The sequence below is a fragment of the Immundisolibacter sp. genome, from assembly GCF_041625615.1.
GTDB lineage: Bacteria > Pseudomonadota > Gammaproteobacteria > Immundisolibacterales > Immundisolibacteraceae > Immundisolibacter.
Window position 1 is genome coordinate 1 of the sequence record NZ_JBFJTF010000022.1, and the last position, 23,708, is coordinate 23,708.

19 protein-coding genes, 1 tRNA gene and 1 pseudogene are annotated in these 23,708 nt (G+C 70.2%); 9 read left to right on the plus strand and 12 right to left on the minus strand.

Annotation, left to right across the window (positions count from 1 at the left end; genetic code table 11):
* The coding region (locus ABYX71_RS02995; RefSeq protein ID WP_372694793.1) for an RNA methyltransferase substrate-binding domain-containing protein at positions 1 to 330 on the minus strand (330 nt) is incomplete at its 3' end.
* A complete protein-coding gene (gene rnr / locus ABYX71_RS03000) occupies positions 327 to 2,519 on the minus strand; it encodes a ribonuclease R (RefSeq protein ID WP_372694795.1) in 2,193 nt (730 codons plus the stop codon). The genes ABYX71_RS02995 and rnr, both read right to left, overlap by 4 nt.
* 79 nt (positions 2,520 to 2,598) lie before the next feature.
* Between rnr and ABYX71_RS03005 the strand changes: the two genes are divergently transcribed.
* Positions 2,599 to 2,685 (plus strand) — tRNA-Leu (locus ABYX71_RS03005).
* Between the two features lie 90 nt (positions 2,686 to 2,775).
* On the opposite strand, the gene ABYX71_RS03010 is transcribed toward ABYX71_RS03005, so the two are convergent.
* The 8 genes from ABYX71_RS03010 to miaA form a co-directional block, all read right to left on the minus strand.
* Complete coding sequence (locus tag ABYX71_RS03010; RefSeq protein WP_372694797.1) at positions 2,776 to 4,059, minus strand: adenylosuccinate synthase; 1,284 nt, start codon at positions 4,057 to 4,059, stop codon at positions 2,776 to 2,778.
* Positions 4,060 to 4,063: 4 nt separating this feature from the next.
* Entirely contained in the window at positions 4,064 to 5,212 is a 1,149-nt protein-coding gene (locus ABYX71_RS03015; RefSeq protein WP_372694799.1) for an ATP phosphoribosyltransferase regulatory subunit, read from the minus strand.
* A 7-nt stretch (positions 5,213 to 5,219) separates the two neighbouring features.
* Positions 5,220 to 5,402 (minus strand): DUF2065 domain-containing protein, encoded by a 183-nt coding sequence (locus ABYX71_RS03020; RefSeq protein ID WP_372694801.1) that lies wholly within the window; start codon positions 5,400 to 5,402, stop codon positions 5,220 to 5,222.
* An 11-nt stretch (positions 5,403 to 5,413) separates the two neighbouring features.
* Positions 5,414 to 6,283: a protease modulator HflC gene (gene hflC / locus ABYX71_RS03025; protein ID WP_372694803.1), complete on the minus strand. Its 870-nt coding sequence runs from the start codon at positions 6,281 to 6,283 to the stop codon at positions 5,414 to 5,416.
* Positions 6,280 to 7,467, minus strand: coding sequence for an FtsH protease activity modulator HflK (gene hflK, locus ABYX71_RS03030; protein ID WP_372694805.1), 1,188 nt, complete (start codon positions 7,465 to 7,467; stop codon positions 6,280 to 6,282). Before hflK ends, hflC begins: the two co-directional genes overlap by 4 nt.
* Before the next feature lie 82 nt (positions 7,468 to 7,549).
* Positions 7,550 to 8,854, minus strand: coding sequence for a ribosome rescue GTPase HflX (hflX, locus tag ABYX71_RS03035; RefSeq protein WP_372694807.1), 1,305 nt, complete (start codon positions 8,852 to 8,854; stop codon positions 7,550 to 7,552).
* Positions 8,855 to 8,888: 34 nt separating this feature from the next.
* Positions 8,889 to 9,155, minus strand: a complete 267-nt coding sequence (hfq, locus tag ABYX71_RS03040; RefSeq protein WP_372694810.1) for an RNA chaperone Hfq — start codon at positions 9,153 to 9,155, stop codon at positions 8,889 to 8,891.
* A gap of 142 nt (positions 9,156 to 9,297) precedes the next feature.
* Entirely contained in the window at positions 9,298 to 10,215 is a 918-nt protein-coding gene (miaA, locus tag ABYX71_RS03045) for a tRNA (adenosine(37)-N6)-dimethylallyltransferase MiaA (protein WP_372694812.1), read from the minus strand.
* A gap of 99 nt (positions 10,216 to 10,314) precedes the next feature.
* On the opposite strand from miaA, the gene ABYX71_RS03050 reads away from it, so the two are divergent.
* The 3 genes from ABYX71_RS03050 to ABYX71_RS03060 are packed head-to-tail and all read left to right on the plus strand — an operon-like array spanning position 10,315 to position 14,541.
* Positions 10,315 to 11,574: a CinA family nicotinamide mononucleotide deamidase-related protein gene (locus tag ABYX71_RS03050; RefSeq protein WP_372694813.1), complete on the plus strand. Its 1,260-nt coding sequence runs from the start codon at positions 10,315 to 10,317 to the stop codon at positions 11,572 to 11,574.
* Entirely contained in the window at positions 11,567 to 13,213 is a 1,647-nt protein-coding gene (locus ABYX71_RS03055; RefSeq protein WP_372694814.1) for a PAS domain-containing sensor histidine kinase, read from the plus strand. The genes ABYX71_RS03050 and ABYX71_RS03055 overlap by 8 nt, the downstream gene beginning before the upstream one ends.
* Complete coding sequence (locus ABYX71_RS03060; protein ID WP_372694815.1) at positions 13,210 to 14,541, plus strand: sigma-54-dependent transcriptional regulator; 1,332 nt, start codon at positions 13,210 to 13,212, stop codon at positions 14,539 to 14,541. The genes ABYX71_RS03055 and ABYX71_RS03060 overlap by 4 nt, the downstream gene beginning before the upstream one ends.
* Before the next feature lie 47 nt (positions 14,542 to 14,588).
* Here ABYX71_RS03060 and queG read toward each other — a convergent pair whose 3' ends face one another.
* On the minus strand, positions 14,589 to 15,647 hold the full coding sequence (gene queG / locus ABYX71_RS03065; protein WP_372694816.1) for a tRNA epoxyqueuosine(34) reductase QueG: 1,059 nt from the start codon (positions 15,645 to 15,647) through the stop codon (positions 14,589 to 14,591).
* 107 nt (positions 15,648 to 15,754) lie between these two features.
* Between queG and ABYX71_RS03070 the strand changes: the two genes are divergently transcribed.
* The 5 genes from ABYX71_RS03070 (at position 15,755) to ABYX71_RS03090 (ending at position 23,376) form a co-directional block, all read left to right on the plus strand.
* The gene (locus tag ABYX71_RS03070) at positions 15,755 to 17,257 is read left to right on the plus strand and encodes an NAD(P)H-hydrate dehydratase (RefSeq protein ID WP_372694817.1); all 1,503 of its coding nucleotides are present in this window, start codon (positions 15,755 to 15,757) and stop codon (positions 17,255 to 17,257) included.
* Positions 17,235 to 17,690 (plus strand): tRNA (adenosine(37)-N6)-threonylcarbamoyltransferase complex ATPase subunit type 1 TsaE, encoded by a 456-nt coding sequence (gene tsaE / locus ABYX71_RS03075; protein ID WP_372694818.1) that lies wholly within the window; start codon positions 17,235 to 17,237, stop codon positions 17,688 to 17,690. Before ABYX71_RS03070 ends, tsaE begins: the two co-directional genes overlap by 23 nt.
* Complete coding sequence (locus ABYX71_RS03080; RefSeq protein ID WP_372694819.1) at positions 17,687 to 18,910, plus strand: N-acetylmuramoyl-L-alanine amidase; 1,224 nt, start codon at positions 17,687 to 17,689, stop codon at positions 18,908 to 18,910. Before tsaE ends, ABYX71_RS03080 begins: the two co-directional genes overlap by 4 nt.
* On the plus strand, positions 18,897 to 20,690 hold the full coding sequence (gene mutL, locus ABYX71_RS03085; protein WP_372694820.1) for a DNA mismatch repair endonuclease MutL: 1,794 nt from the start codon (positions 18,897 to 18,899) through the stop codon (positions 20,688 to 20,690). Before ABYX71_RS03080 ends, mutL begins: the two co-directional genes overlap by 14 nt.
* A 223-nt stretch (positions 20,691 to 20,913) precedes the next feature.
* Positions 20,914 to 23,376 carry an EAL domain-containing protein gene (locus tag ABYX71_RS03090; protein WP_372694822.1) on the plus strand — a complete coding sequence of 821 codons (2,463 nt, stop codon included), beginning with the start codon at positions 20,914 to 20,916 and terminating at the stop codon, positions 23,374 to 23,376.
* A 54-nt stretch (positions 23,377 to 23,430) separates the two neighbouring features.
* On the opposite strand, the pseudogene ABYX71_RS03095 reads toward ABYX71_RS03090, so the two are convergent.
* Positions 23,431 to 23,708: pseudogene (locus tag ABYX71_RS03095) on the minus strand (EAL domain-containing protein); the annotation flags it as partial.

Sequence of the window (23,708 nt, forward strand, 5' to 3'; positions counted from 1 at the left end):
GAGGTTGCGCGGGTCCTGCACTTCGTCCAGCACCAGCAGCAGCGGCTGCGCGGCGCTGGCCAGAATGGCCTCGAGCGCGTTCTCGTCCAGCGCCTGGGGCGGCGCCGACAGCAGTGCCATCGCGCCCTGGTGAACGGCACCGCCGCACAGGCGATCGAGCGTGCCTGCTGGGCGCCGCTCCACGATGATGCCGTGCGCTGCGGCCAGGGTCGCCAACTCGGCGAACGGGGGCCTGTTCGGATCGAGCAACAGCAGCCGGGCAATACCGGCCGGCTCCCGCTCCAGCAGGCTGCGCACCGGGTGCAGACCATAGGCGAGCGACCGGCTCATCGGGCGCGCCCGTTTTCAAGGCCGACAAAATCGAGGTCGATCTTGCGCTCGTCGAGGTCGACACGCGCCACCCGGACCTGCACCCGGTCGCCGAGCCGGAACACCCGCCGGCGCCGGTCGCCGACCAGGCGATGGTGCAGCGGGTCGAAGTGGTAATAGTCATCCGGCAGGCCGGTGATGTGGACCAGGCCTTCCGTGTAGGCGCCGTCGAGCGTCACGAACAGGCCGAACGCCGCCACGCCACTGACCAGCCCGCCCAGCACCTCGCCGACGCGGTCCTGCAGGAACTCGCACTTGAGCCAGGCCACCACCTCGCGGGTGGCGTCATCGGCGCGGCGCTCGGTCAGCGAACAGTGCGCGCCCAGCGCCGCCATCTGCTCGCCGCTGTAGTGGTACGAGGTCGCCTTGCGCCCGCGCAGCGCATGCACGATGGCACGGTGCACCAGCAGGTCCGGATAGCGGCGGATGGGCGAGGTGAAATGGGCGTAGGCGTCCAGCGCCAGACCGAAGTGACCGCGGCACTCGGGGTCGTACACCGCCTGCCGGAAACTGCGCAGGATGGGCGTTTGCAGCAGATACCGGTCGGGTCGATCGGCAATGACCTCGGTCAGTGCCCGGTAGTCGGCCGGTGCCGGCGTCTCGCCCCCGCCCAGTTGCAGGCCGAACTCGGCCAGGAAGCCGCGCAGCTGGGTGACCTTTTCCGCCTGCGGGCGGTCGTGGACGCGATACAGCGCCGGCATTTCGCGGCTGTTCAGGAATTCCGCCGCGCACCGGTTGGCGGCGATCATGCACTCCTCGATGATGCAGTGGGCCACCGTTCGCTCGGACGCCTCGATGCGGTCGATCTTGCGGTCGTCGCCGTAAACGATGCGCGCCTCGGCCGATTCGAATTCCACCGCCCCGCGCCGGCGCCGCTCGCCGTCGAGCGCGCGGTACAGGCGATGCAGGGTGTCGATGTGCGGCAGCAACGCGAAGTAGCGGTCGCGCAGCGCCGCATCGCCGTCCAGGACAGCGGCGATTTCGGTGTAGGTGGTGCGCGCGTGCGATCGGATCACGCCGCGCGCGAAGCGGTAGCTTTTGATCGCGCCGCGGGCACCGATGGTCATCTCGCACACCAGCGCCAGCCGGTCCACCTCGGGCTTGAGCGAGCACAGCTCGTTCGACAGCACCTCCGGCAGCATCGGAATGACGCGCTGCGGGAAGTACACCGACGTGCCGCGACGGTGTGCCTCGGTGTCGATGGCGCTGCCGGGGCGCACGTAGTGGCTCACGTCGGCAATGGCCACCAGCAGCCGCCAGCCGCGACCGTCGCGCTCGGCATACACGGCGTCGTCGAAGTCGCGCGCGTCCTCGCCATCGATGGTGATCAGCGGCAGGTGGCGAAAATCCTCGCGGTTGCGGCTGTCGGCGGCGGTGACGCGAGGCCGGAAGCCACGCGCCTGGGCGGTGGCCTCGTCCGGCCACTCCCAGGGCAGGTCGTGCTTGCGCAGCGCGATGTCGATCTCCATGCCCGGCGCCAGATGCTCGCCGAGCAGCTCCACCAGCAGGCCACGCGCCGGCTGGCGGCGGTCCGCGTAGTGGGTGAGCTCCACCACCGCGATCTGGCCGTCACGCACCTTGCGCCGGACAACGCTGTCGGTGACCAGGATCTCGCCACCCAGTCGCCGGTCATCCGGCACCAGCCACGCCAGCTTGCCGTCACGCCGGTAGCGACCGACCACGCGCCGGTGACGGCGCTCGAGCACCTCGACGATGCTGCCCTCGTAACGGCCGCGGGCGTCGACGCTGACCACGCTGGCCACCGCCCGGTCGCCGTCCATCACCGCGCGCATCTCGCGCGCCGACAGGTACAGGTCCGGATGATCGCCGTCGGGCACGAAAAAGCCGTAGCCGTCGCGGTGGGCGCTGACCCGCCCGCGCAACAGGTCCATCTGGCGCACCGCGCCGTAGCGGCCACGACGGTCGAGCAGCAGCTGGCCGTCGCGCACCATGGCGGACAGGCGCCGCGCCAGGGCCTCGCTCTCCCAGTCGGCGCGCAGCGCCAGGCGCTCGGCAATCCGCTCGGCCGGCAGCGGCTTGCCGGCGTCGGTCAGCACATCCAGGATCAGTTCACGGCTGGCGATCGGCCGCTCGTAGCGGGCCGCTTCGCGCTTGCGGTGGGGGTCTTTGCGGGGGCGGCGTGGTTTCATGATGAAGATTCGTTGACAGCCGGGCCGTGGCCAGTAAAATGCCGCGCTCGCTTCGGTCCTCGTGGATCGGAGCATGCCAGCCGAGATGGCGAAATTGGTAGACGCGCTAGCTTCAGGTGCTAGTGGGGGAAACCCCGTGGAGGTTCAAGTCCTCTTCTCGGCACCATCTTCATGATGCCTGCTGCCGGCCCGTGCCGGCAGGGGGTCGAAAAACCCGCCATCCGGCGGGTTTTTTCGTATCTGGCCCCGGCGCCGCTCAATCGAAGGGATTGCGCAGCACCGCGGTGCGCGAACGCTCGGCGCCGGTCGACACCATGTCCACCGGCACACCCAACAATTCTTCCAGTCGGCGCAGATAGCGCACGGCGTTGTCAGGCAGCTGGTCAAAGCCGCTGGCGGCACCGGCGCCCTGCCAGCCGGGCAATTCCTCGTACACCGGCTCGCACGCCGCCAGCGCGTCGGCATCGTACAGGCCGAACGGACCTGACGCACCGGCGTAATCGACACAGATTTTCACGGTGTCGAGCCCATCGAGCACGTCCAGCTTGGTGATACACAGCCCGCTGATGCCGTTCAGCTGCACGCTGCGGCGCATGGCGACGGCATCGAACCAGCCGCAGCGGCGCGGACGGCCGGTGGTGGCGCCGCGCTCGGCGCCGACGTCCGCCAGGTGCCGACCGACATCGTCGAACAGTTCGGTCGGGAACGGCCCCGAGCCGACACGCGTGGTGTAGGCCTTGGTAATACCCAGCACATAACCGATGGCGGTCGGCCCGACCCCGGAGCCGGTGGCGGCGGCGCCGGCGATGGTGTTGGACGAGGTCACGAACGGATACGTGCCGTGATCGACGTCCAGGAGCGTGCCCTGGGCCCCCTCGAACATGATCGGCCGCCCGTCGGCCATCAGCGCGTGCAGGCGGCCGGGCACGTCGTCCACCAGCTCGCGCAGCGCCTCACCCCAGGCCAGTGCCTGCTCGAGCATCGGCTGCAGTTCCAGCGCGGGCTGCCCGAACCGCTGCGTGAGCAGAAAATTGTAAAGATCCAGCAGTTCGGCCAGCTTGGCCTCGCAGCGGGCCGGCTGCAGCAGGTCGCTCAGGCGCAGCGCCCGGCGCGCCACCTTGTCCTCGTACGCCGGGCCGATGCCGCGGCCGGTGGTGCCGATCTTGCCGGCGCCGAGCGCCGACTCGCGCGCCTGATCCAGCGCCACGTGACACGGCAGAATCAGCGGACAGGCCGGACTGATGCGCAGGCGCGAGCGCACGTCCACGCCCGCCGCCTCGACGTCGGCGATCTCCTTCAGCAACGCGTCCGGCGCCAGCACCACGCCGTTGCCGATCAGGCACAGCACACCCGGGCGCAGGATGCCGGACGGCAACAGGTGCAAAACGGTTTTCACGCCGCCGACGACAACCGTGTGCCCCGCATTGTGCCCGCCCTGGAACCGCACCACGGCGGCCGCCTGCTCGGTCAGCAGGTCCACCACCTTGCCCTTGCCCTCGTCACCCCACTGGGTGCCGACTACGACGACGTTCTTCGCCATCCGCTCATCCTGCGTCTTGCAGCTGCCAGGCCCCGTCCACACGCACGATGCGCGTACCGACCGGTCCACAGGCGCTGCCGGGGAGTTCATAAATAACGCTGCGTCCTTCCGCCCGGAGGCGTTCGACCAGCGTCGTCAGTTCGCCATCGCTCGACCACGGCGCCAACACCGGCAATGGCTGCGGCGCCGGCGCGCCGAGCAGGCGCTTGAGGTCGGCGCTGAACCCGGTGGCCGGCCGCGCACGGCCGAACACCCGCCCGACGCCATCGTAGCGGCCGCCCCAGGCCATGGCCTGACCATAGCCGGCGCCATAGGCGGCGAATACCAGGCCGGTGTGGTAGTGGTAGCCGCGCAGCTCGGCCAGGTCCACGTACAGCGGCAACGCCGGCTCGAAGCGCAGCAGTTCGTCCGCGATGGCGCCCAGTTCGTCGAGTGCGGCGGTGACCGGCTCCGGCACGCCGCGCAGCATCGCACGCAACGCCGGCAGGCGGTCGATTGGCCCGAAGCATTCCGGCAAGCGCACGAACCATTCGCCGACCGCGTCAGGCAGACCCAGCCCTGCCACGTACTGGGCAATGTCGGCACAGGCCTTGCGCTGCAGCAGTCCAAACAAGGTATTTTCGGCCTCGGCGTCCAGGCCGGCGGCGTGACTGAGCGCCCCGAAGATCCCGACATGGCCAAGATCCACGTGCACGCTGTCGTGACCTGTCACGCGCAGCGCCGCCAGCAGCAGCCGCAGCACTTCGACATCGCTTTGCGGCCCCGCATGGCCGTACAGCTCGGCCCCCACCTGCATGGGGTTGCGCCCGGCGCCAGGCGCCGGATCCTGGGCGGTCAGCACCGAGCCGAGATAACACAGCCGTGCCGGCGACGGGTCGCCGGCACGGGCGTCGATACGCGCCACCTGGGGCGTGATGTCGGCCCGTATTGCCAGCAGACGGCCCGACGCCGGATCGGTCACCTGCAGCGTCTGCTGAGCCAGATCGGCACCCGTGCCGGTCAACAGCGCGTCGGCATACTCCACCAGCGGCGGCATCACCTGGCGATACCCCCAGCAGGCGAACAGATCCAGCAGTTGCCGGCGCGCCCGCTCCAGGGCCTCGGCCTGGGGCGGCAACAGGTCTTCGATGCCAGGAGGCAGCAACCAGCGCACGGCCGCCTCAGCGCACCAGCTGCAGCAGTGCCAGCCCGGCCAGCATGCTGGCGAGCCCCGCCAGGCGCAGCGCCCGGTCCGGCAACTGACTGGTCACCGCGGCAGTGCGCCGCAACATGCCGGGACTCAGGAACGGCACCACACCCTCGAGCACCAGCACCAGGCAGAACGCCGCGGCAAGGTCATGCACGGACCGGACCCTCAGCGACCGCCCGTCAGGGCGCCCTCGAAATGCCGGAAAAACGCACTGTCCGCGTCCAGTACCAGCAGATCACGCTCGGCACCTACGCTTTGCCGATAGGCCTCGAGGCTGCGGTAGAAGTCATAGAACTCGGTGTCGGAGCCAATGCCGGCGGTATAGCGCGCCGCCGCGGCGGCATCACCCTCACCCCGGATGCGCGCCGCATCGCGCTGGGCATTGGCCAGCAACAGCGTGCGTTCCTTGTCCGCCTGGGCGCGAATGCGCTCGCCCTCCTCGGCACCCTGGGCACGCAGCTCGGCCGCCACGCGCTTGCGCTCGGCGTCCATGCGGCTGAACACAGAGCTGCTGACCTCGGTCGGCAGATCGACGCGCTTGATGCGCACGTCGATGATCTCGACGCCGAACTCGGCCGCCCGCTCGCCGGTACGCCGGCGCAGCAGGTCCATGATCTCGTGCCGATCACCGCTGACCGCCGCCTGCACGGTGCGCTTGCCGAACTCGTTGCGTGACAGGTCGTTGACGATCTGCGCCAGGCGGGTGTTGACGTCACCACGACCGACCGCCACGAAGAAGCGCCGCGTGTCGGAGATCCGCCACTTGACGAACGAATCCACCACCACGTTCTTCAACTCGCTGGTCTGGTAGCGCACCGGCCCGCGGTCCAGGGTCTGGATGCGGCCGTCGTACTTGACCACTGAATTGATGAACGGGGTCTTCACGTGCAGCCCCGGCGGCAGATCGGCGGCGATCACCTCGCCCAGGCGGAACAGCAGGACGCGCTCGCGCTCGTCCACGGTGTACAGGGCGGTGTTGGCCAGCAGCAGGCCCACCACGACCAGTGCGCCGATGAAGGTCAGAGTGCGATTCATGAACGAGGCTCCCGGCCGCGCACGTAGTCGGAGCGGTCACGCAGCACACGTGCCGGCGTGCTCTGCGGCGGCGACGGCGGCGCGGTCGCCGGGCTGGCCGATGCTTGCCCCTCGTCGGCAGCCCGGGACGACTGCAGCAGGCGATCGAGCGGCAGCAGCGTGAGACGGTTGCCCTCGCCCTGCATCAACACCTTCGGTGTACGGGCCAGGACCTGCTCCATGGTTTCCAGATAAAGCCGCTGACGGGTGACCGCCGGCGCGACGCGGTATTCGTTGGCCAACAGGCTGAAGCGCGCCGCCTCACCTTCGGCACGGGCAACGATCTGCCCCTTGTAGGCTTCGGCGTCGGCGACGATGCGTGCCACCTCACCGCGTGCCCGCGGGATGACCTCGTTGCGATAGGCCTGCGCCTCGTTGATCAGCCGCTGCTCGTCCTCGCGCGCCTTGACCGCATCGTAGAACGCCGCCTGCACCTGCTCGGGCGGCTGCGCATCCTGCATGTTGACCGAGGTCACCTCGATGCCGGCCTGATAGCGATCCAGGGTCTCCTGGAGCAGCACCGCCACCTGCTGGGCTACGGCATCGCGTCCCTCGGTGAGGATGAACTCCATGCGGCTCTTGCCGACCACTTCGCGGATGGCCGACTCGGCCACCTGCTGCACGGTGAGGTCCGGATCACGCACCTTGAACACGTAGTTGGCGGCATCCTTGACGCGATACTGCACCGCCAGCTTGACGTCGACGATGTTCTCGTCGGCGGTGAGCATCTGCGACTCCGTCGCCATGTCGCCCGCGCGATCGCGCGGCGCACCACGGTAACCGACCTCGGCGGTGCGGATCTCGCCGATGTTGACGCGCAGCACGCGCTCGACCGGATACGGCACATGCCAGCGCAGACCCGGCGTTGCGGTGCTGGCGAACTTGCCGAAACGCAGCACCACGCCGCGCTCGCCCTCGCTCACCACGTAGAACCCCGACGCCAGCCACAGCACCAGCAGCAGCAGCAGCAGGCCGCCCCACAAGGCCGGTGGCGGGGAATTGGCGCTGCCACCGCCATTGCCACCGTCACCGCCGAACCGCTGGCGAAGCCGACGAAACAGTTCATCCAGATCCGGCGGCCCAGCGTCGGCACGGCGACCCCACGGATCGCGATTGCCGGACCCGCCCGGTTCGTTCCAAGCCATTAATTTCTCCTTGCTGCCGCTGACTGCGGCCTCGGGGGCGCTTATTGTTCCACAGAGGTTCGCGCCGACATAGCCGGGCGCATCAGCCCGACTCCGCAGCCGGCCTGGCGTCGGTCGCGGCCGCGGCGAGCAGCGGCTCCAGCTGACCGAGCTCGCGACGGCGGACATCGAATTCCACCTGCCAGCCACCGTCCGGATCGAAATGCTCGTGCCGCACCTTCGCCACGCGGAACACATGCGCGCGCAGGCGCCCGTCACAGCGCGGCAAATGCCACCGCTGGTGCGACACGCCCTCGGCGAACTGCTCGCCGACCGCATCGCGCAGCAGGTCGATGCCTTCGCCGCCGCGCGCCGACAGCCACACCCGTGGCGGGCCACCCGCCTCGCCGGCGCTGCGCCGGGGCACCCCATCGGTCAGGTCGATCTTGTTCATGACCTCGATCTGCGGGATGTCGCCGGCGCCGATCTCCTCGAGCACGCCGTTGACCTGCTGCACCATCAGGGCACGCTGGTCATCGCGGGCGCTGTCGACCACGTGCAGCAGCAGGCTGGCACTGCGCACCTCCTCCAGCGTAGAGCGGAAGGCCGCCACCAGCTCGTGCGGCAGGTTGCGCACGAAGCCGACCGTGTCGACCAGCACCAGCGGCTCACATTGCGGCAACTCCAGGCGCCGCAGCGTGGAGTCGAGGGTGGCGAACAGGAGATCGGCGGCGAACACCTCGGCCGAGGTCAGCGCGTTGAACAGGGTCGATTTTCCACTGTTGGTGTAGCCGACCAACGCCACCGTCGGCGTCTCGCTGCGCGTACGCTGGCGGCGACTGTTGATGCGCTGCCCCACGGCCCGCCCCAAACGCGCCTCCAACTGGCGCAGGCGCACCCGCAACAGCCGGCGGTCGGTCTCGAGCTGGCTCTCGCCGGGTCCGCGCAGACCGATGCCGCCCTTTTGCCGCTCCAAGTGAGTCCAGCCGCGCACCAGACGCGTGGACAGGTGACGCAGCTGCGCCAGTTCCACCTGAAGCTTGCCCTCGTGCGAGCGGGCACGGCGGGCGAAGATGTCCAGGATCAAGCCGATCCGGTCCACCACCGGACACTGCAACAGGCGCTCGAGATTGCGCTCCTGGGACGGGCTCAGCGGCTGGTTGAAGATGACCAGTTCCGCGCAGGTGGCGCCCACCCGCTCGGCCAGCTCAGCCGCCTTGCCGCGGCCGATGAACAGTGCCGGGTCGATCTGGCTGCGGCGGCAGGTGAGGGTATCCACCACCTCGCCGCCGGCTGCACGCGTCAGTTCGAGTGCTTCGGCCAGATCATCCTGGACGCCCATGTCGGCGCCAGGCAGTTCGACCGCCACCACCACCACGCGTTGGCGCGTGGTGATGGACGGCGGCACGGCCGGCCCATGACCGGCCTCTACGATCGTCGGACTAGGAATTTTTTTCCTCCGCGACTTCAGTCGCCTGCTCACCCTCGACCACGGTCGGGATACGGATCGGCCGCCCCGGCACCACGGTCGAGATGGCGTGCTTGTAGATCATCTGCGACACGGCGTTCTTGAGCACCACCACATACTGGTCGAAGGCCTCGATATGCCCCTGCAGCTTGATGCCATTGACCAGGAAGATGGAGACCGGGATGTGCTCCTTGCGCAACAGGTTCAAAAAGGGATCCTGCAGGCCCTGGGCTTTTTTCATTTTCGTAATCCTCGAAATAGTGACGGGCCCGTCCGGTTGGCCCGCGCGTTCAGTTTAGCAAGATGGGTGCCGGCCCCCGTGCAGCGGATGGGCCGCCGGCCGGCTGCCTGTTCGACCGCGCAAGACGGTCACGGTTCTTGCATCAGGCTGCCGTTTTCTCAATCAATTCGCAGACCCGTGCCGGCACGGAACGATCGCCCGGGCTCAGCCAGTGACCCTGTGGATCACCGCGCAGCCAGGTGAGCTGACGCTTGGCGTACTGGCGACTGGCCGTCTTGGCGGCCTCGATCATGCCGGCGCGGTCCAACTCGCCATGCAGAAAACGCCACACCTGCCGGTACCCGACGGCCCGCAACGCCGGCAACTGGCCATCGTAGCCGGCCGCCCGCAAGGCTTCGACCTCGTCAACCAGCCCGGCAGCCAGCATGGCATCGAAGCGGGCCTCGACCGCGCGATACACGTCCTGGCGCGCGGGCGGCGCCAGTATCAGCCGCAACCCCGCAACGCCCTCCACCTGACCGGCCTGCCGCTGCCAGTCGCTCAGGGGCCGTCCGGTGCACCGGAACACCTCCAGCCCGCGCGCGATGCGCTGACGATCGGACGGGGCCACACGCGCCGCCAGGACCGGGTCCACGACCGCCAACTGCGCGTGCAGGGCCGGCCAGCCGTCCCGCGCCGCCTGCGCCTCGATGGCGGCACGCAGCGCGGTGTCGGCCGCCGGCAGCTGCGCCAGGCCGCGCTCGAGGGCGCGGAAATACAGAAACGTGCCGCCGACCAGTAACGGGATGCGGCCGCGCGCCTTGATCTGTGCAATCAGCGCAACCGCATCGGCGCGGAACTGACCGGCCGAGTAAGGCGCGTCGGGCATGCGGATGTCGATCAGGTGATGCGGCACCCCGCCCTGCTCGGCCGGCGATGGCTTCGCCGTGCCAATGTCCATGCCCCGGTACACCTGCCCGGAGTCGACACTGACGATCTCGCACGGCAAGCGGCGCGCAATGGCCAATGCCAGCGCGGACTTGCCCGCGGCGGTCGGGCCGAGCAGAAAAACAGCGGACATAGACGAACGGGCACTGCAGCAAACGCGCAGTTTACGGTGCGCGCCGCCGGGCGGCATACTGCGTGCCCTCCCCGCACCTTGCCTGCGAGTACGATCGCCGTGAGCAGCCCAGACCTGAGCGCCTGCATCGTCAGCACCGGCGAGGAAGTGCTCCGCGGTGAGTTGGTGGACAGCAACAGCGCCGAACTGTCGCGCCGACTCGGCGAGGCCGGTTTCGACGTACAGCTGATGCTGACCGCCGGCGATCGCCGCAGGGACTTGGATTTCGTGCTCGAAACCGCCCTTGCGCGCGCCGACTGGGTCTTCATGACCGGCGGCCTGGGCCCTACCGAGGACGACCTGACCGCCGAGGTCGTGGCGACCCTGGCCGGCGTCGAGCTGCAGTTCGATCCAGCCAGCTGGCAACACATCGAGCGCCGCTTCGCCGAGTTCGGCATTCCGCTGACCGACAACAACCGCAAGCAGGCGCTGTTCCCGGCCGGCGCGCGGATTCTGTCCAATCCCAACGGCACAGCACCGGGCTTCGTCGCCACCCTGCAGCGCGGCGGCCGGCAAAAGCACGTGGTCGCCCTGCCTGGTCCGCCGCGCGAGATGCAGCCGATGGTCGCCGCCCTGCTGGGCGAGCTGCCGCAGGCGCGCAAACCCTCCCACAGCTTCATCCGCTTCCTGGGCATCGGTGAATCGAGCCTGGCCGACGTCATGCGGCCATGGGCCGAGCAACAGGGGCTTGAACTGGGCTACCGGGCGATTTTCCCGGAGCTGGAACTGAAGCTGTACGACGCCTCGCCGGCGCAGATCGGTGCCCTGCGACGGTTCGTGCTGGAGCGCTTCGCCGACGTGCTGCTCGATTTCAGCGCCCTCAGCACGCCGCAGCTGTGCGCGACCTATCTGACCGAAACGGGCCAGACACTGGCCGTCGCCGAGTCATGCACCGGCGGCCTGGTCGGCAAGGTCATCACCGACCTGCCCGGCGCATCGGCCTACTTCCTCGGCGGCGTGGTCAGCTACGCCAACAGCGCCAAGCACGGGCTGCTCGGCGTCGATGCCGCCAGCCTGACCACCCACGGCGCCGTCAGCGAGACGGTGGCGCAGCAGATGGCGCGGAGCGTGCGAGAGCGCTTTGGCGCCGACCTCGGGCTCGCCATCACCGGCATCGCGGGGCCAGGCGGCGGCAGCGACGACAAACCCGTCGGCACCGTGTGGCTGGGCATGGCCGACGGCGCCGGCAGCCGCGCTCGCCACCGGCGTTTCGTGCGCGGACGCGAATGGGTTCGCACCTTCGCCGCCCACGACGGGCTGCGCTGGCTGATGAGCGACTGGCTGACCCGGCGCTGGCAGACCGCCCTGGACGGTGACTGAACGCAGCTGCGCGCCCGCCGCGGCGCCTTCCACCGCCACCGCCAGCGGCGCACTGGCCAGCCTGGCCGCCCCGAACACGCACGAGCGCCTCACCTGGCGGCCGCTGCTGTGGTTCAACCTGCTGCGGCTGGGCAGCTCCGGCCTGCTGCTGGGACTGAGCCTGCTCGATCCCCCGTTGAAGCCGCTCGGTTCGGCCGATCCCGTCCTGTACCGGTACGTTGCGATCGCCTACCTGCTCGGCGCCGCCCTGGCCCCCCTGGCACTGGTCGCGCGCTGGCCGCGCTTCAACCTGCAAACCACCGCGCTGGTCGGTGCCGACATTGCCGCCCTGACGTTGCTGATGCACGCCAGCGGCGGCCTCGGCAGCGGCCTTGGGACACTGCTGGTGGTCGTGGTGGCCGGCGGTGGCCTGCTGGTGTCCGGGCGGCTGGCGTTCTTGTATGCGGCGCTGGCGGCCCTGGCCGTGCTGGCGCAGAGCCTGTACCGGGTCCATATCGACCAGCTGGCACCCACGTACACCCAGGCCGGCGTGCTCGGCAGTACCTGTTTTGCCGCCGCTGCCCTGGCCTACGAGATGGCACGCCGGGCCCGGCGCAGCGCACTGCTGGCAAGCGCCCGCCAGAACGAGGCACTGGGCCTGGCGCGCCTGAACGACGAGATCATTCAGCGCATGCAGACCGGCGTCCTGGTGATCGACCCGGCACAGCGGGTACGGCTCGCAAATGGCTCGGCAGCGCGCCTTCTGGGCCGACACATCGCCCGCGACACACCGCTGGCTGAGCTGGCGCCGCCGATCGCCGATGCCCTGGCACGCTGGCGGTCGGGCCGCGAATCGCCGCCGGAGCACAGCACCGGGGCCTATGTGCCGCGCTTTGCGCCACTGGGCACCGGCCACACGGCCGATGCGCTGATCTTTCTCGATGACACGGCGGCCGTGAACCAACAGGCACAGTTGCTGAAACTGGCATCGCTGGGCCGCCTGGCGGCCAGCATCGCCCACCAGGTGCGCAACCCCCTGAGCGGCATCAGCCACGCCGCCCAGCTGCTGCAGGAAGACGACGCCCTGACCGCCGACCAGGCGCGCCTGGTGGCCATCATGCTGCGCCAGGGCGAGCGTGTGAACCGCATCGTGGAGGAGGTGCTGGCGCTTGGGCGCTCGCAGCCGGTCCAGCCCGAACTGCTCGACCTGTCGCCCTGGCTGACACAGGTGGTCGACACCTATTGCACCAGCCGCCGGGTACCGGCCGACGCCGTCGCGCTCCACCTCACGCCCGGACTGGTCACGCGCGGCACGCCCGGCCAGCTGCAACAGGCGATCGAGAACCTGCTCGACAACGCCCTGTGGCATGCTGCGGGGGCCCAGGCGCCGCAGGTGACAATCCGTACACGGGTGTCGGGCACGCGCGAGCGGCCGTTGATCGAGATCGAGGACCGCGGCCCCGGCGTGCCGCCCGCGGAACGTGAGCGGCTGTTCGAGCCATTCAACACCAACCGCGCCGACGGCACCGGGCTCGGCCTGTTCATGGCACGCGAGCTGTGCACCGCCAACCAGGCGCACATCGATTACTACACGCCGCCGGCCGGCGGCGCGGGTTTCCGCATCGTGCTGGCCGACCGACGCCGACGGCAACTCACATGACCCACACCGAATCCACACCAACCCGCGTACTGATCGTCGACGACGAGCCGGACCTGTGCGAGCTGCTGGCCATCACCCTCGACGGGATGGGCCTGGCCAGCCACAGCGCCGGCTCACTGGCGCAGGCCCGGGCGGCCCTCACCGACGGCGAGTACCGGCTGTGCCTGTGCGACCTGCGCCTGCCGGATGGCAGCGGCCTGGACCTGATCGAACACATCCAGCACACCCAGGCGCAGCTGCCGATCGCCATCATCACCGCCCACGGCGACGTCGAGGCCGCGGTCGACGCCATGAAGGCCGGCGCCTTCGATTTCGTCAACAAGCCCGTCAACCTGCGCGCCCTGCGGCGACTGGTGGACACCGCCCTGCGCCTGGCACCGGAACGCCAGACCACCGGACTGCCGCAACTGATCGGCGACTCGCCCGCCATGCAGGCCCTGCGCACCACCGTGGCCAAGCTCGCACGCAGCCAGGCGCCGGTGTTCATCCGCGGCGAATCGGGGGTCGGCAAGGAACGGGTGGCGCGCCTGATCCATGCCCAGGGCCCGCGCGCCAACGGACCATTCGTACCGGTCAACTGCGGCGCCCTGCCGGAACAACTGCTCGAAAGCGAGCTGTTCGGTCACGTCAAGGGCAGCTTCACGGGCGCCGGCGCCGACCGTGACGGCCTGTTCCAGTCCGCTGCCGGCGGCACCCTGTTCCTGGACGAGATCGGCGCCGTGCCGCCCGCCATGCAGGTGAAGCTGCTGCGGGCGCTGCAGGAACGCGCCGTGCGGCCAGTCGGCGCGCGCCAGGAAGTGCCGGTCGACGTGCGCGTGCTCAGCGCCACACACGAGGACCTGACGGCGCTGCTCCGGGACGGTCGTCTGCGGCAGGATTTCTACTACCGCATCAACGTCATCGAACTGCTGGTCCCCCCGCTGCGCGACCGGCACGAGGACCTGCCCGCCCTGGCCACCGACGTGCTGCATCGCATCGACGGTGGCCGTCATCGCCTGACATCGGCGGCGCTGAAGGCACTGCAGGCCTACCCGTTTCCAGGCAACGTACGCGAACTCGAGAACATCCTCGAGCGTGCCGCCGCCCTGAGCGAAGGGCCGGACATCGACGTCTCGGACCTGCACCTGCCGGAGGCGGGGATGGCGGCCATCCCGGCCGAGCCCGCGCCGACCGGCGACGGCCTGCAGGCGGAGCTCGGGCAGGTGGAACGCGAACGCATCCTGGCTGCGCTGCAGGCAACCCGCTACAACCGCACCGCGGCGGCCGCGCGCCTGGGCCTGACGCTGCGCCAGCTGCGCTACCGCATGCTCAAGCTCGGCCTCAACTAGACCGTCCACGCCGTCGCGCCGGCACACCGGCAGCACGCCAGCGGCCTTCAGACACCATGCTGCCGCAGCGCCCAGGCCACGTGCTCGCGCACCAGCGACGACGCATTGTCGAGATGACGACGCAGACAGGCCACCGCATCCCCATCGCCCGGCGGTGCATTGCCCAGCGCCACGGCGAGGTTGCGCTGCCAGCGCTCATGGCCGATGCGGCGGATGGCTGAACCCTCCAGGCGTCGCTCGAACTCGGCCGCAGTCCAGTCCATCAGTTCCGTCAGACGCGGCGCGTCCAGACCGTGACGGGGCGCGAAATCCGCTGCCTCACTGACCCGCGCGAACTTGTTCCAAGGACACACCAGCTGGCAGTCGTCGCAACCGTAGATGCGGTTGCCCAGCAGCGGGCGCAGCGGCTCCGGAATCGGCCCCGGATGCTCGATGGTGAGGTACGAGATGCACCGCCGCGCGTCGAGCACGTACGGCGCCACAATGGCCCCGGTGGGACACACGTCCAGACAGGCGCGGCAACTGCCGCAGTGTCCGGTGGCCGGGGCATCGACCGGCAGCGGCAGGTCCGTGTACAGCTCGCCCAGGAAGAACCACGACCCGGCACGACGATCGATCAGGCAGGTGTGCTTGCCGATCCAGCCCAGGCCGGCCTGCTCGGCCAGGGGCTTTTCCAGCACCGGCGCACTGTCGCAGAACACCCGGTAACCGAACGGACCCACCCGCTCGACGATGCCGTCGGCCAGCCGCTGCAGGCGCTGGCGCACCCGCTTGTGGTAGTCCCGGCCCAGCGCGTAGCGAGACACATAGCCCAGGGCCGGATCACCGAGCACCGGCCACGGCGCGGCGGCCCCGGCCGGCCAATAGTCCATGCGCACCGAGATCACGCGCACCGTGCCCGGCACCAGTGCGTCCGGCCGCCAGCGCTTTTCGCCATGACGGGCCATCCAGGCCATCTCGCCGTGGTAGCCGCGCGCCAGCCAGGCGCTCAGGCGCTGCGGCGCATGAGCCAGTTCGACCCCGCTCACACCGACCTCGGCAAAGCCCAGGTCGGCCGCCAGATCACGCACGAGGGACAGCAATTCAGCAGGAGTGGGACTGGTCACGGCTGCTCAAAAAAACGGCATTTAACGTTCGGAAGGTCCAAAAAACGTCGAAAGGCGCGTATGCTTGAGACGTTTTTTCATGTCGGGTATCAAGCGACCTTCGTAACATGCTGTTTTCGCTTGACAAACTATACTCTCCTGCGCAGGCGCGGGCGATCGACCGGGCCGCCGCCCTGCGGCCCGGCTGCACCGGCACGCTGCTGATGGAACGCGCCGGCACGGCCGCCTATTCCATGCTGCGCCGGCTGTGGCCGGCGGCGCAACGCCTGGGCGTGGTGTGTGGCGTCGGTAACAACGGCGGCGACGGCTACGTGCTGGCGCGCCTGGCACACCTGGCCGGGCTCGACGTGCACCTGACCGCCGTGGCCGGCGCCCCGCACACGGGCAGCGAGGCCGACACCGCCCGGCAGTGGTTTCTGGCCTGCGGTGGCCACGAGTCGGCGCAGCTGCCGGCGCCCGATACCGAGGTCCTGGTGGACGGTCTGCTCGGCACCGGCATGGACCGCGCACCCGAGGGCGCCACCGCGCAGGCCATCGACGCCCTGAACGCCAGCGGCCGCCCGGTGCTGGCGCTGGACCTGCCCAGCGGCCTGCATGCCGACACCGGCGACGCGCCCGGCCGCGCGGTGCGGGCAACCGCCACACTGAGCTTCGTCGTGCGCAAGCGTGGCTTGTACACCGGCAAGGCGCGGGCACTGTGCGGGCAACTGGCCTTCGACGCCCTGGGCGTGACGCCCGACCCCGACGAACCGGCTGCGGAAGCGGTACTTCTGGACCTCCCGCGCCTGCGTGCTGCCTGGCTGCCGCCCCGGGCACGGCAGGCCCACAAGGGCGACTTCGGGCACGTGCTGGTGATCGGTGGCGACCACGGCTTCGGCGGCGCCGCCCGCCTGGCGGGCACCGCCAGCGCCCGCGCCGGCGCCGGGCTGACCACCGTGGCAACACGCCCGGCGCACGTGCCGGCGCTGCTGTCGGGCCGACCGGAGCTGATGGCGCACGGCCTCGACACCCCGGCGCAACTGACGCCGCTGCTGGACCGCGCCGACCGACTGGCGATCGGCCCCGGCCTGGGCCAGGAAGCCTTCGGCCGCGACCTGTGGGCGCGCGCGCTTGCCTGCGGCAAACCGCTGGTGGCCGATGCCGACGCGCTGAACCTGCTGGCGGGTACCCCGCAGCGGCGCGACGACTGGATCCTCACGCCGCACCCCGGCGAGGCGGCACGCCTGCTCGGCTGCAGTCCCGCGCAGGTGGAGGCCGACCGCTTCGCCGCCGTGCGGGCACTGCACGCACGCTACGGCGGCGTGGTGGTGCTCAAGGGCGCCGGCACGCTGGTGTGCGACGGCACGGCACCGATCGGCGTGGTGCCCGGCGGCAACCCGGGCCTGGCCAGCGGCGGCACCGGGGATGTCCTGACGGGTCTGATCGCCGGCCTGTGGGCCCAGGGGCTGAGCGCCCGTCAGGCCGCTGCGCTCGGCGCCAGCGTGCACGCCGCAACGGCCGACGCCCTGGCCGCTCGACACGGCGAGCGAGGCCTTCTGGCCGGCGACCTGGCGGAGCGACTGCCGGCACTTCTGAACGAGACGGACGATGGAGCGGACCTGGGTGCTTGACAACGAGGCGGCGCAGCTGGCCTTCGGCGCCCGCCTGGCACGGGCGCTGACGCGGCCGCTCACCGTGTACCTGCACGGCCCGCTGGGCGCCGGCAAGACCACGCTGGTGCGCGGCGTGCTGCAGGCGCTCGGCCATGACGGCGCCGTGCGCAGCCCCACCTACACCCTGCTCGAGACCTACAGCGTGTCCGCCGCCGACATCTGCCACTTCGACCTGTACCGCCTGGCCGACCCGGAAGAACTGGAATACATGGGCGCCCGTGATGTCTTCGATGGCCACCATACGTGCTTCGTCGAGTGGCCCGAGCGCGGCACCGGCTGGCTCCCACCGCCGGACCTGGAACTCGAACTCACCCTGGCCGGCGCCGGTCGCCGGCTGCGCGCCCGCGGCCGCAGTGCCGCCGGCGATCGCCTGCTGGAACAGCTGTCATGAAACGACTTTTTCTCAGCCTGCTGGCACTCCTGCCGTTGGTCGGCCACGCCGGCGAACTTCGCGGCGTACGCCTGGCGCCATTGGACGACGGCACGCGCGTGATTCTCGACCTGAGCGCGCCGACCGCCGCCAAGGTGTTCAGCCTGAGCAATCCGGACCGGCTGGTTGTGGACCTGCCGGCAACCCGCCTGAGCGGCGACCTCACCGCACCCGACGGGACGGTGCTGCGCGGCATCCGCAGCGGGCCGCAGGCCGGCGGGGCCCTGCGCGTGGTCCTGGATCTGGCCACCCCGGTGCGCTGGGAGCAGGCCAGCCTGCCGGCCGCCGGACCCTACGGCCCGCGACTGCTGCTCGATCTGCGCGGCACGCACCGCGGCGCCGCGCCGCCCATCGCCGCGCGCCCGTCGACCAGCGCCCCCCCCGCAGCACCGCCCGGCAAGGCCGTCTTGCGCAGCCAGGCGGCCGACGCGGTCACCATCGTGATCGACGCCGGCCACGGCGGCCATGACCCCGGCGCCATCGGCCCCAACAAACTGCGCGAGAAAGACATCACGCTGGCCGTGGCGCGCGAACTGGCGGCGCAGATCAACGCCCAGCGCGGCATGCGCGCCGTGCTCACGCGCAGCGACGACCGCTTCCTGGAGCTGCGCGAGCGCACCGCGGTGGCGCACAAGCACAAGGCGGACCTGTTCATCTCCATCCACGCCGACGCGGTCGCCAAGGGCACGGCGCGTGGCTCGAGCGTCTCCGCGCTGTCCGAGAACGGCGCCAGCAGCGTGTTCGCGCGCCTGCTGGCGGCGCGCGAGAACGCCGCCGGCATGCCGCCGGGCCTGGCGACCGCCGGGCAGGACCGCATGCTGCGCTCGGTCTTGCTGGACCTGTCGCAAAACGCCACCATTGAGAGCAGCCTGCGCCTGGCCGAGCGGTTGCTTGATCGGCTGGCGGACGTCAACAAACTGCACCGCAGCGACGTCCAGCAGGCCGGTTTCATGGTTCTCAAATCGCCACAGGTACCCTCCGTGCTGGTCGAGACGGCCTTCATCTCCACCCCCGAAGAAGCGCGCAAACTGGCCGACCCGGCGTTCCGCCGTCGCCTGGCCAGTGCGCTGGTGGCCGGTGTCCGCGACTACCTGCAGACCGAGCCACGCCTGCGCCAGGCGCTGGCCAATGCCGAGGCCGGCCACACGCCGGCGCTGCGCCGCCGCGATGGCGGTGGCTGAGCCGCCCCGACGGCCGATCCGCGAGCTGCCGGCGCAGCTGGCCAACCAGATCGCCGCCGGCGAGGTCGTCGAACGGCCGGCGTCGATCGTCAAGGAACTGCTGGAAAACGCCCTCGACGCCGGTGCGCGCCACATCGATGTCGCCCTGGAGCGCGGCGGCATCGACCTGATCCGCGTGCGCGACGACGGCGGCGGCATCCCGCCCGGTGAACTGGCGCTGGCGCTGCGCCGGCACGCCACCAGCAAGCTCGCCAGCAGCGCCGAGCTGATGCGCATCGAGACCCTCGGCTTTCGCGGCGAGGCGCTGCCCAGCATCGCCTCGGTGGCGCGTGTGGATGTCGTGTCGGCGGTGGCCAACGGCGACGCCGCACAGCTGCCGCCCGGCCACGACACGCCGCTGCCGGCTGCCCACCCGCCGGGCACCACCGTGTCGGTGCGCGACCTGTTCTACAACCTGCCGGCGCGCCGGCGCTTCCTGCGCACCGAGAAGACCGAGTACCAACACGCCGACGAGGTGCTGCGTCGGCTGGCGCTGGCCCGTTTCGACATCGGCTTCAGCTGGTCACACAACGGCCGCCGCGTGCAGCAACTGCCACCGGCTGCCGACACCACCGTGCGCGAACAGCGCCTAGCGCGCCTGTGCGGACCGGGCTTCGTCGAGGCGGCGCTGCGGCTCGACTTCCCCGCCGGCGACCTGCGCCTGTCCGGCTGGGCGGCGCTACCGACCTTCTCGCGCGCCGCCACCGACCTGCAGCACTGGTACGTCAACGGCCGCCTGGTGCGCGACAAACTGCTCGCACACGCGGTGCGCCTGGCCTACCAGGACGTGCTCTACCACGGCCGCCACCCCGCCTATGTGCTGTACCTGGAGCTGCCCCCGGACCAGGTGGACGTCAACGTGCATCCGGCCAAGGCCGAAGTGCGGTTTCGTGACAGCCGCAGCGTGCACGACTTCGTGCGCCGCTGCCTGCGCGAGGTGATCGGCGGCGGCAGCCGCGCCGGGGCCCCGCGACAGGACCCGGCCGCCCAGGCACCGACCGCCCCGCCCCCGGCCCCGGCACCGGTCCGTCTGTGGGCCGCCGATGCACCACGGCTGGACACCGGCCGCATCGCCGAACAGCGCGCGGCCTACGGGCGCCTGGTGCAGGACGCCGCCGAGGCCGCGCCGGTGGCGGTCGTCGACCCGCCACCGGACGACCAGCCCCTGGGACGCCCGCTGGCGCAGCTGATGGGGATCTACATCCTGGCGCAGAACAGCCGCGGCCTGGTGCTGGTGGACATGCACGCGGCGCACGAGCGCATCACGTTCGAGCGCCTGCGCGCCGCCCACGCCGGCGGCGCCATCGTCGGCCAGCCGCTGCTGGTGCCGCTGACGCTGCCGGTCAGCGCCGCCGAACTGGCGACCGTCGAACAGCACGCCGCCCTGTGGCCGACACTGGGCTTCGACCTGGCGGTACTCGGGCCGGACACACTGGCCGTGCGTGAGGTGCCTGCGCTGCTGGCGGGCGGCGACGCCGCGGCGCTGGTACGCGACGTGCTGGCCGAGCTGCGCGAGCACGGCCACAGCTCGCGCGTGCAGGCCCACATCGACGCCCTTCTGACCGGCATGGCCTGCCACGGCTCGGTGCGCGCCGGACGCCAACTGTCACTGGCCGAGATGGATGCCCTGCTGCGCGACATGGAGCGTACCGAGCGCAGCGGCCAGTGCGGCCACGGCCGACCGACCTGGGTGGAACTGTCACTGGCGGAACTGGACCGGCTGTTCCTGCGCGGGCGCTGAAACCCTGCGTGCCCCTTAAACTTCGGCCCGGCGGGGTCGAGAACCCGTCGAACCGGTCCGCTGTCACCGGCGACACGTTCAGCGGCGCCGGCAGATATGGCACACGCCGCCGACACCTGGCACCACACAGTGGGCGACGGCCAGGATGGGCGGCAAAATGCAAGAAACAAGAAAGAATCGCCGGTACGCCGGCTGAGCATTTCCAGGATGGAGACTCCCCCCGATGCCCCCCACGTCGCCCATCTTCGACTGGCTGGAGCACCAGCCCGACCCGGCGGTAATCGCCTACAACGCAACGCTGGCGGACCTGCGCATCGAGCACTGGAATGCGGGCTTTGCCCGCCTGCTCGGTTTGCGACGCAACGACGAATCGCCGGACGAGATTCGCTCTGCGCTGATCAAGGCGGGCCTGTTCGACCCGCACCGCGCTGCCCTGTTCGCGCAGGCCAACCAGCTGGCCCTGCGCACCGGGCATTACCGTACACGCTGGCAGTTTCGCGACGCGACGGGCAAGCGGCTGTCGGCTGAAGTGGACCTGACGGCACTGCCCTCCCTGGGCAGCAACGCCTACTGTGTCCACATTCGCGACGTGTCCACCGCGCTCGAGAAAAAGACCGAACCGGCGGCCATCGAGGCCCGCTTTCGCGACCTGTTCGAGGTGGCGACCGACGCCTTCGGCTTCGTGTCGATCGCCACGGACACGCCCACCTACATCGACTGCAACACCCACCTCACGCGCATCTACGGCGCCACCGACAAGAAGCAGGTCATCGGCAAGACGCCGCTGGATTTCGCCCCCCCCACGCAGCCGGACGGCGTGTCGTCGCAAATACGCGCGCAGGCCGTGTGCGAACAGGCCCGGCGCGCCGGCTTCGTCCGGTTCGACTGGTTCTCACGGCGCCTCGACGGCGACACTGTCTGGCTGGACGTGACGCTCACCGTGCAACCGTCGTGGGGAGAGGGGGTACTGCATTTCTCCGGCCGCGACATCACCGACCGCAAGCATGCCGAACAGGCCCTGGCCCAGGCCGAGGAACTGGCACGGGTCACGCTGCAATCGATCGCGGACGGTGTGATCACCACCGACCCCCAGGGACGGGTCACCGCGCTGAACCCGATCGCCGAGCGCCTGACCGGCTGGTCGTACGCCGAAGCGCTGGGCCAACCGGTGGACCGGGTATTCCGTGTGGTGCATGAAAGCACCCGTACGCCGCTGGCAAACCCTCTGCAACGCAGCACGGGATCCGAGCAGCCGTTCGACCTGGCCGACCCCACCGTGCTGCTCAACCGCAACGGCGCGGAATCGCTCATCGAGGACTCGGCCGCCCCTATCAGCATGCCCGACGGCACCCTGGCCGGCGCCGTCATCGTGTTCCGCGACGTCACCGATACCCGTCGCCTGGCGGCGGAAATCTCGCACCAGGCCCGGCACGACCCCCTGACCGGCCTGCCCAACCGACGCGAATTCGAACGACGCCTGGAGGAGTTGCTCGAACAGACGCGCTGCGGCGATGCCGTGCATGCGCTGTGCTACGTCGACCTCGATCAGTTCAAGGTGGTCAACGACGGTTGTGGCCATGCCGCCGGCGACCAGCTGCTGGCCGAACTGGCCAGCGCGCTGCAGCAGCGCATCCGCCGTCACGACCTGCTGGCGCGCCTGGGCGGTGACGAATTCGGCGTGCTGCTGGTGGACTGTCCAACCGAAAACGCGCACGCCATCGCCAGCAAATTGCTCGCCGCGGTGGCCGATTTCCGGTTCCGCTGGGGCGAGCGCAGCTTCGTCGTCGGCGCGAGCATCGGGGTGGTCCCCATCACCGCCACGGCCGCCTCGGCCACCGAATTGCTGTCCGAGGCCGACCTGGCCTGCTACACCGCCAAGGACCTGGGCCGCAACCGCATTCACCTGTTCCGCCCGGACGACGCCGACCTGACACGCCGGCGCAGTGAAATGCAATGGGCGAGGGAGCTGCATGAGGCCATCGAGGAACAGCGCCTGCAGTTGTACACGCAGCCGATCCACGCCCTGCACGGTGACCCACTGCCGTGGTTCGAGGTGCTGTTGCGCCTGCGTCGGCGCGATGGACACCTGGTCATGCCCGGCGCCTTTTTGCCGGCCGCCGAGCGCTTCGGCCTGATGCCACTGATCGACCGCTACGTGCTCACGCGCGTCCTGGGCCGCCTGCTCGACCCGGCACGCGGCAATGGCACCCGCCTGTCAGTGAACCTGTCCGGGCGTTCGCTGGAGGATGCGGAGGTCATCGGCCTGCTGGAAGCCTATTTCGAAAACCCGGCGCACCCGGCCGGGCGCCTGTGCCTGGAGCTGACGGAAACCACCGCCGTGTCGCATCTGGGCCGCACGCGGGAGTTCATCGGCCGCCTCAGAGGCGCCGGCTGCCTGTTCGCGCTGGACGACTTTGGCACCGGGGTGTCGTCGTTTGCCTACCTGAAGCACCTGCCGGTGGATTTCCTGAAGCTGGACGGCAGTTTCGTGCGTGACATCACCCGTGAGCCGATCGACCACGCCATGGTGGAGGCGATCCACCGGCTGTCGACCATCATGGGCTTTCAGACCATCGCCGAGTTCGTCGAAGACGCGGCGACGCTCGAGTTGCTGCGCGAGATCGGCGTCAACTACGGGCAGGGCTTCCTGCTCGGACGCCCGGCGCCCATCGATGAGCCGGGGTAGATCGTCGCGCCGACGCGCTGCGTGTCACGCCGCGGCGCGCTGGCCGGCGTCGGCTCAGTCAGCCTGCGCGGTGCGCCAGGCCACGTCGCAACACAACACGCCTGCCCGACCCGCCAACGGCGCCGTGACCGCCAGGGTCACGCAGGCAACGCCAAAGCCACGCTGCAGATAGACGCGACTGCGCTGCACCGCACCGGGGTAGGCAATGGCACGATCAAAGAACCTACGCCCTGACACGTCACTGCCGGGCTGATCCAGCAACAGCGCGAAACGCGGCGCCCCGGCGCGACTGCCGAGCAGGTTCTCGCTGCGCTGTACGCCGTCCGCGTCCA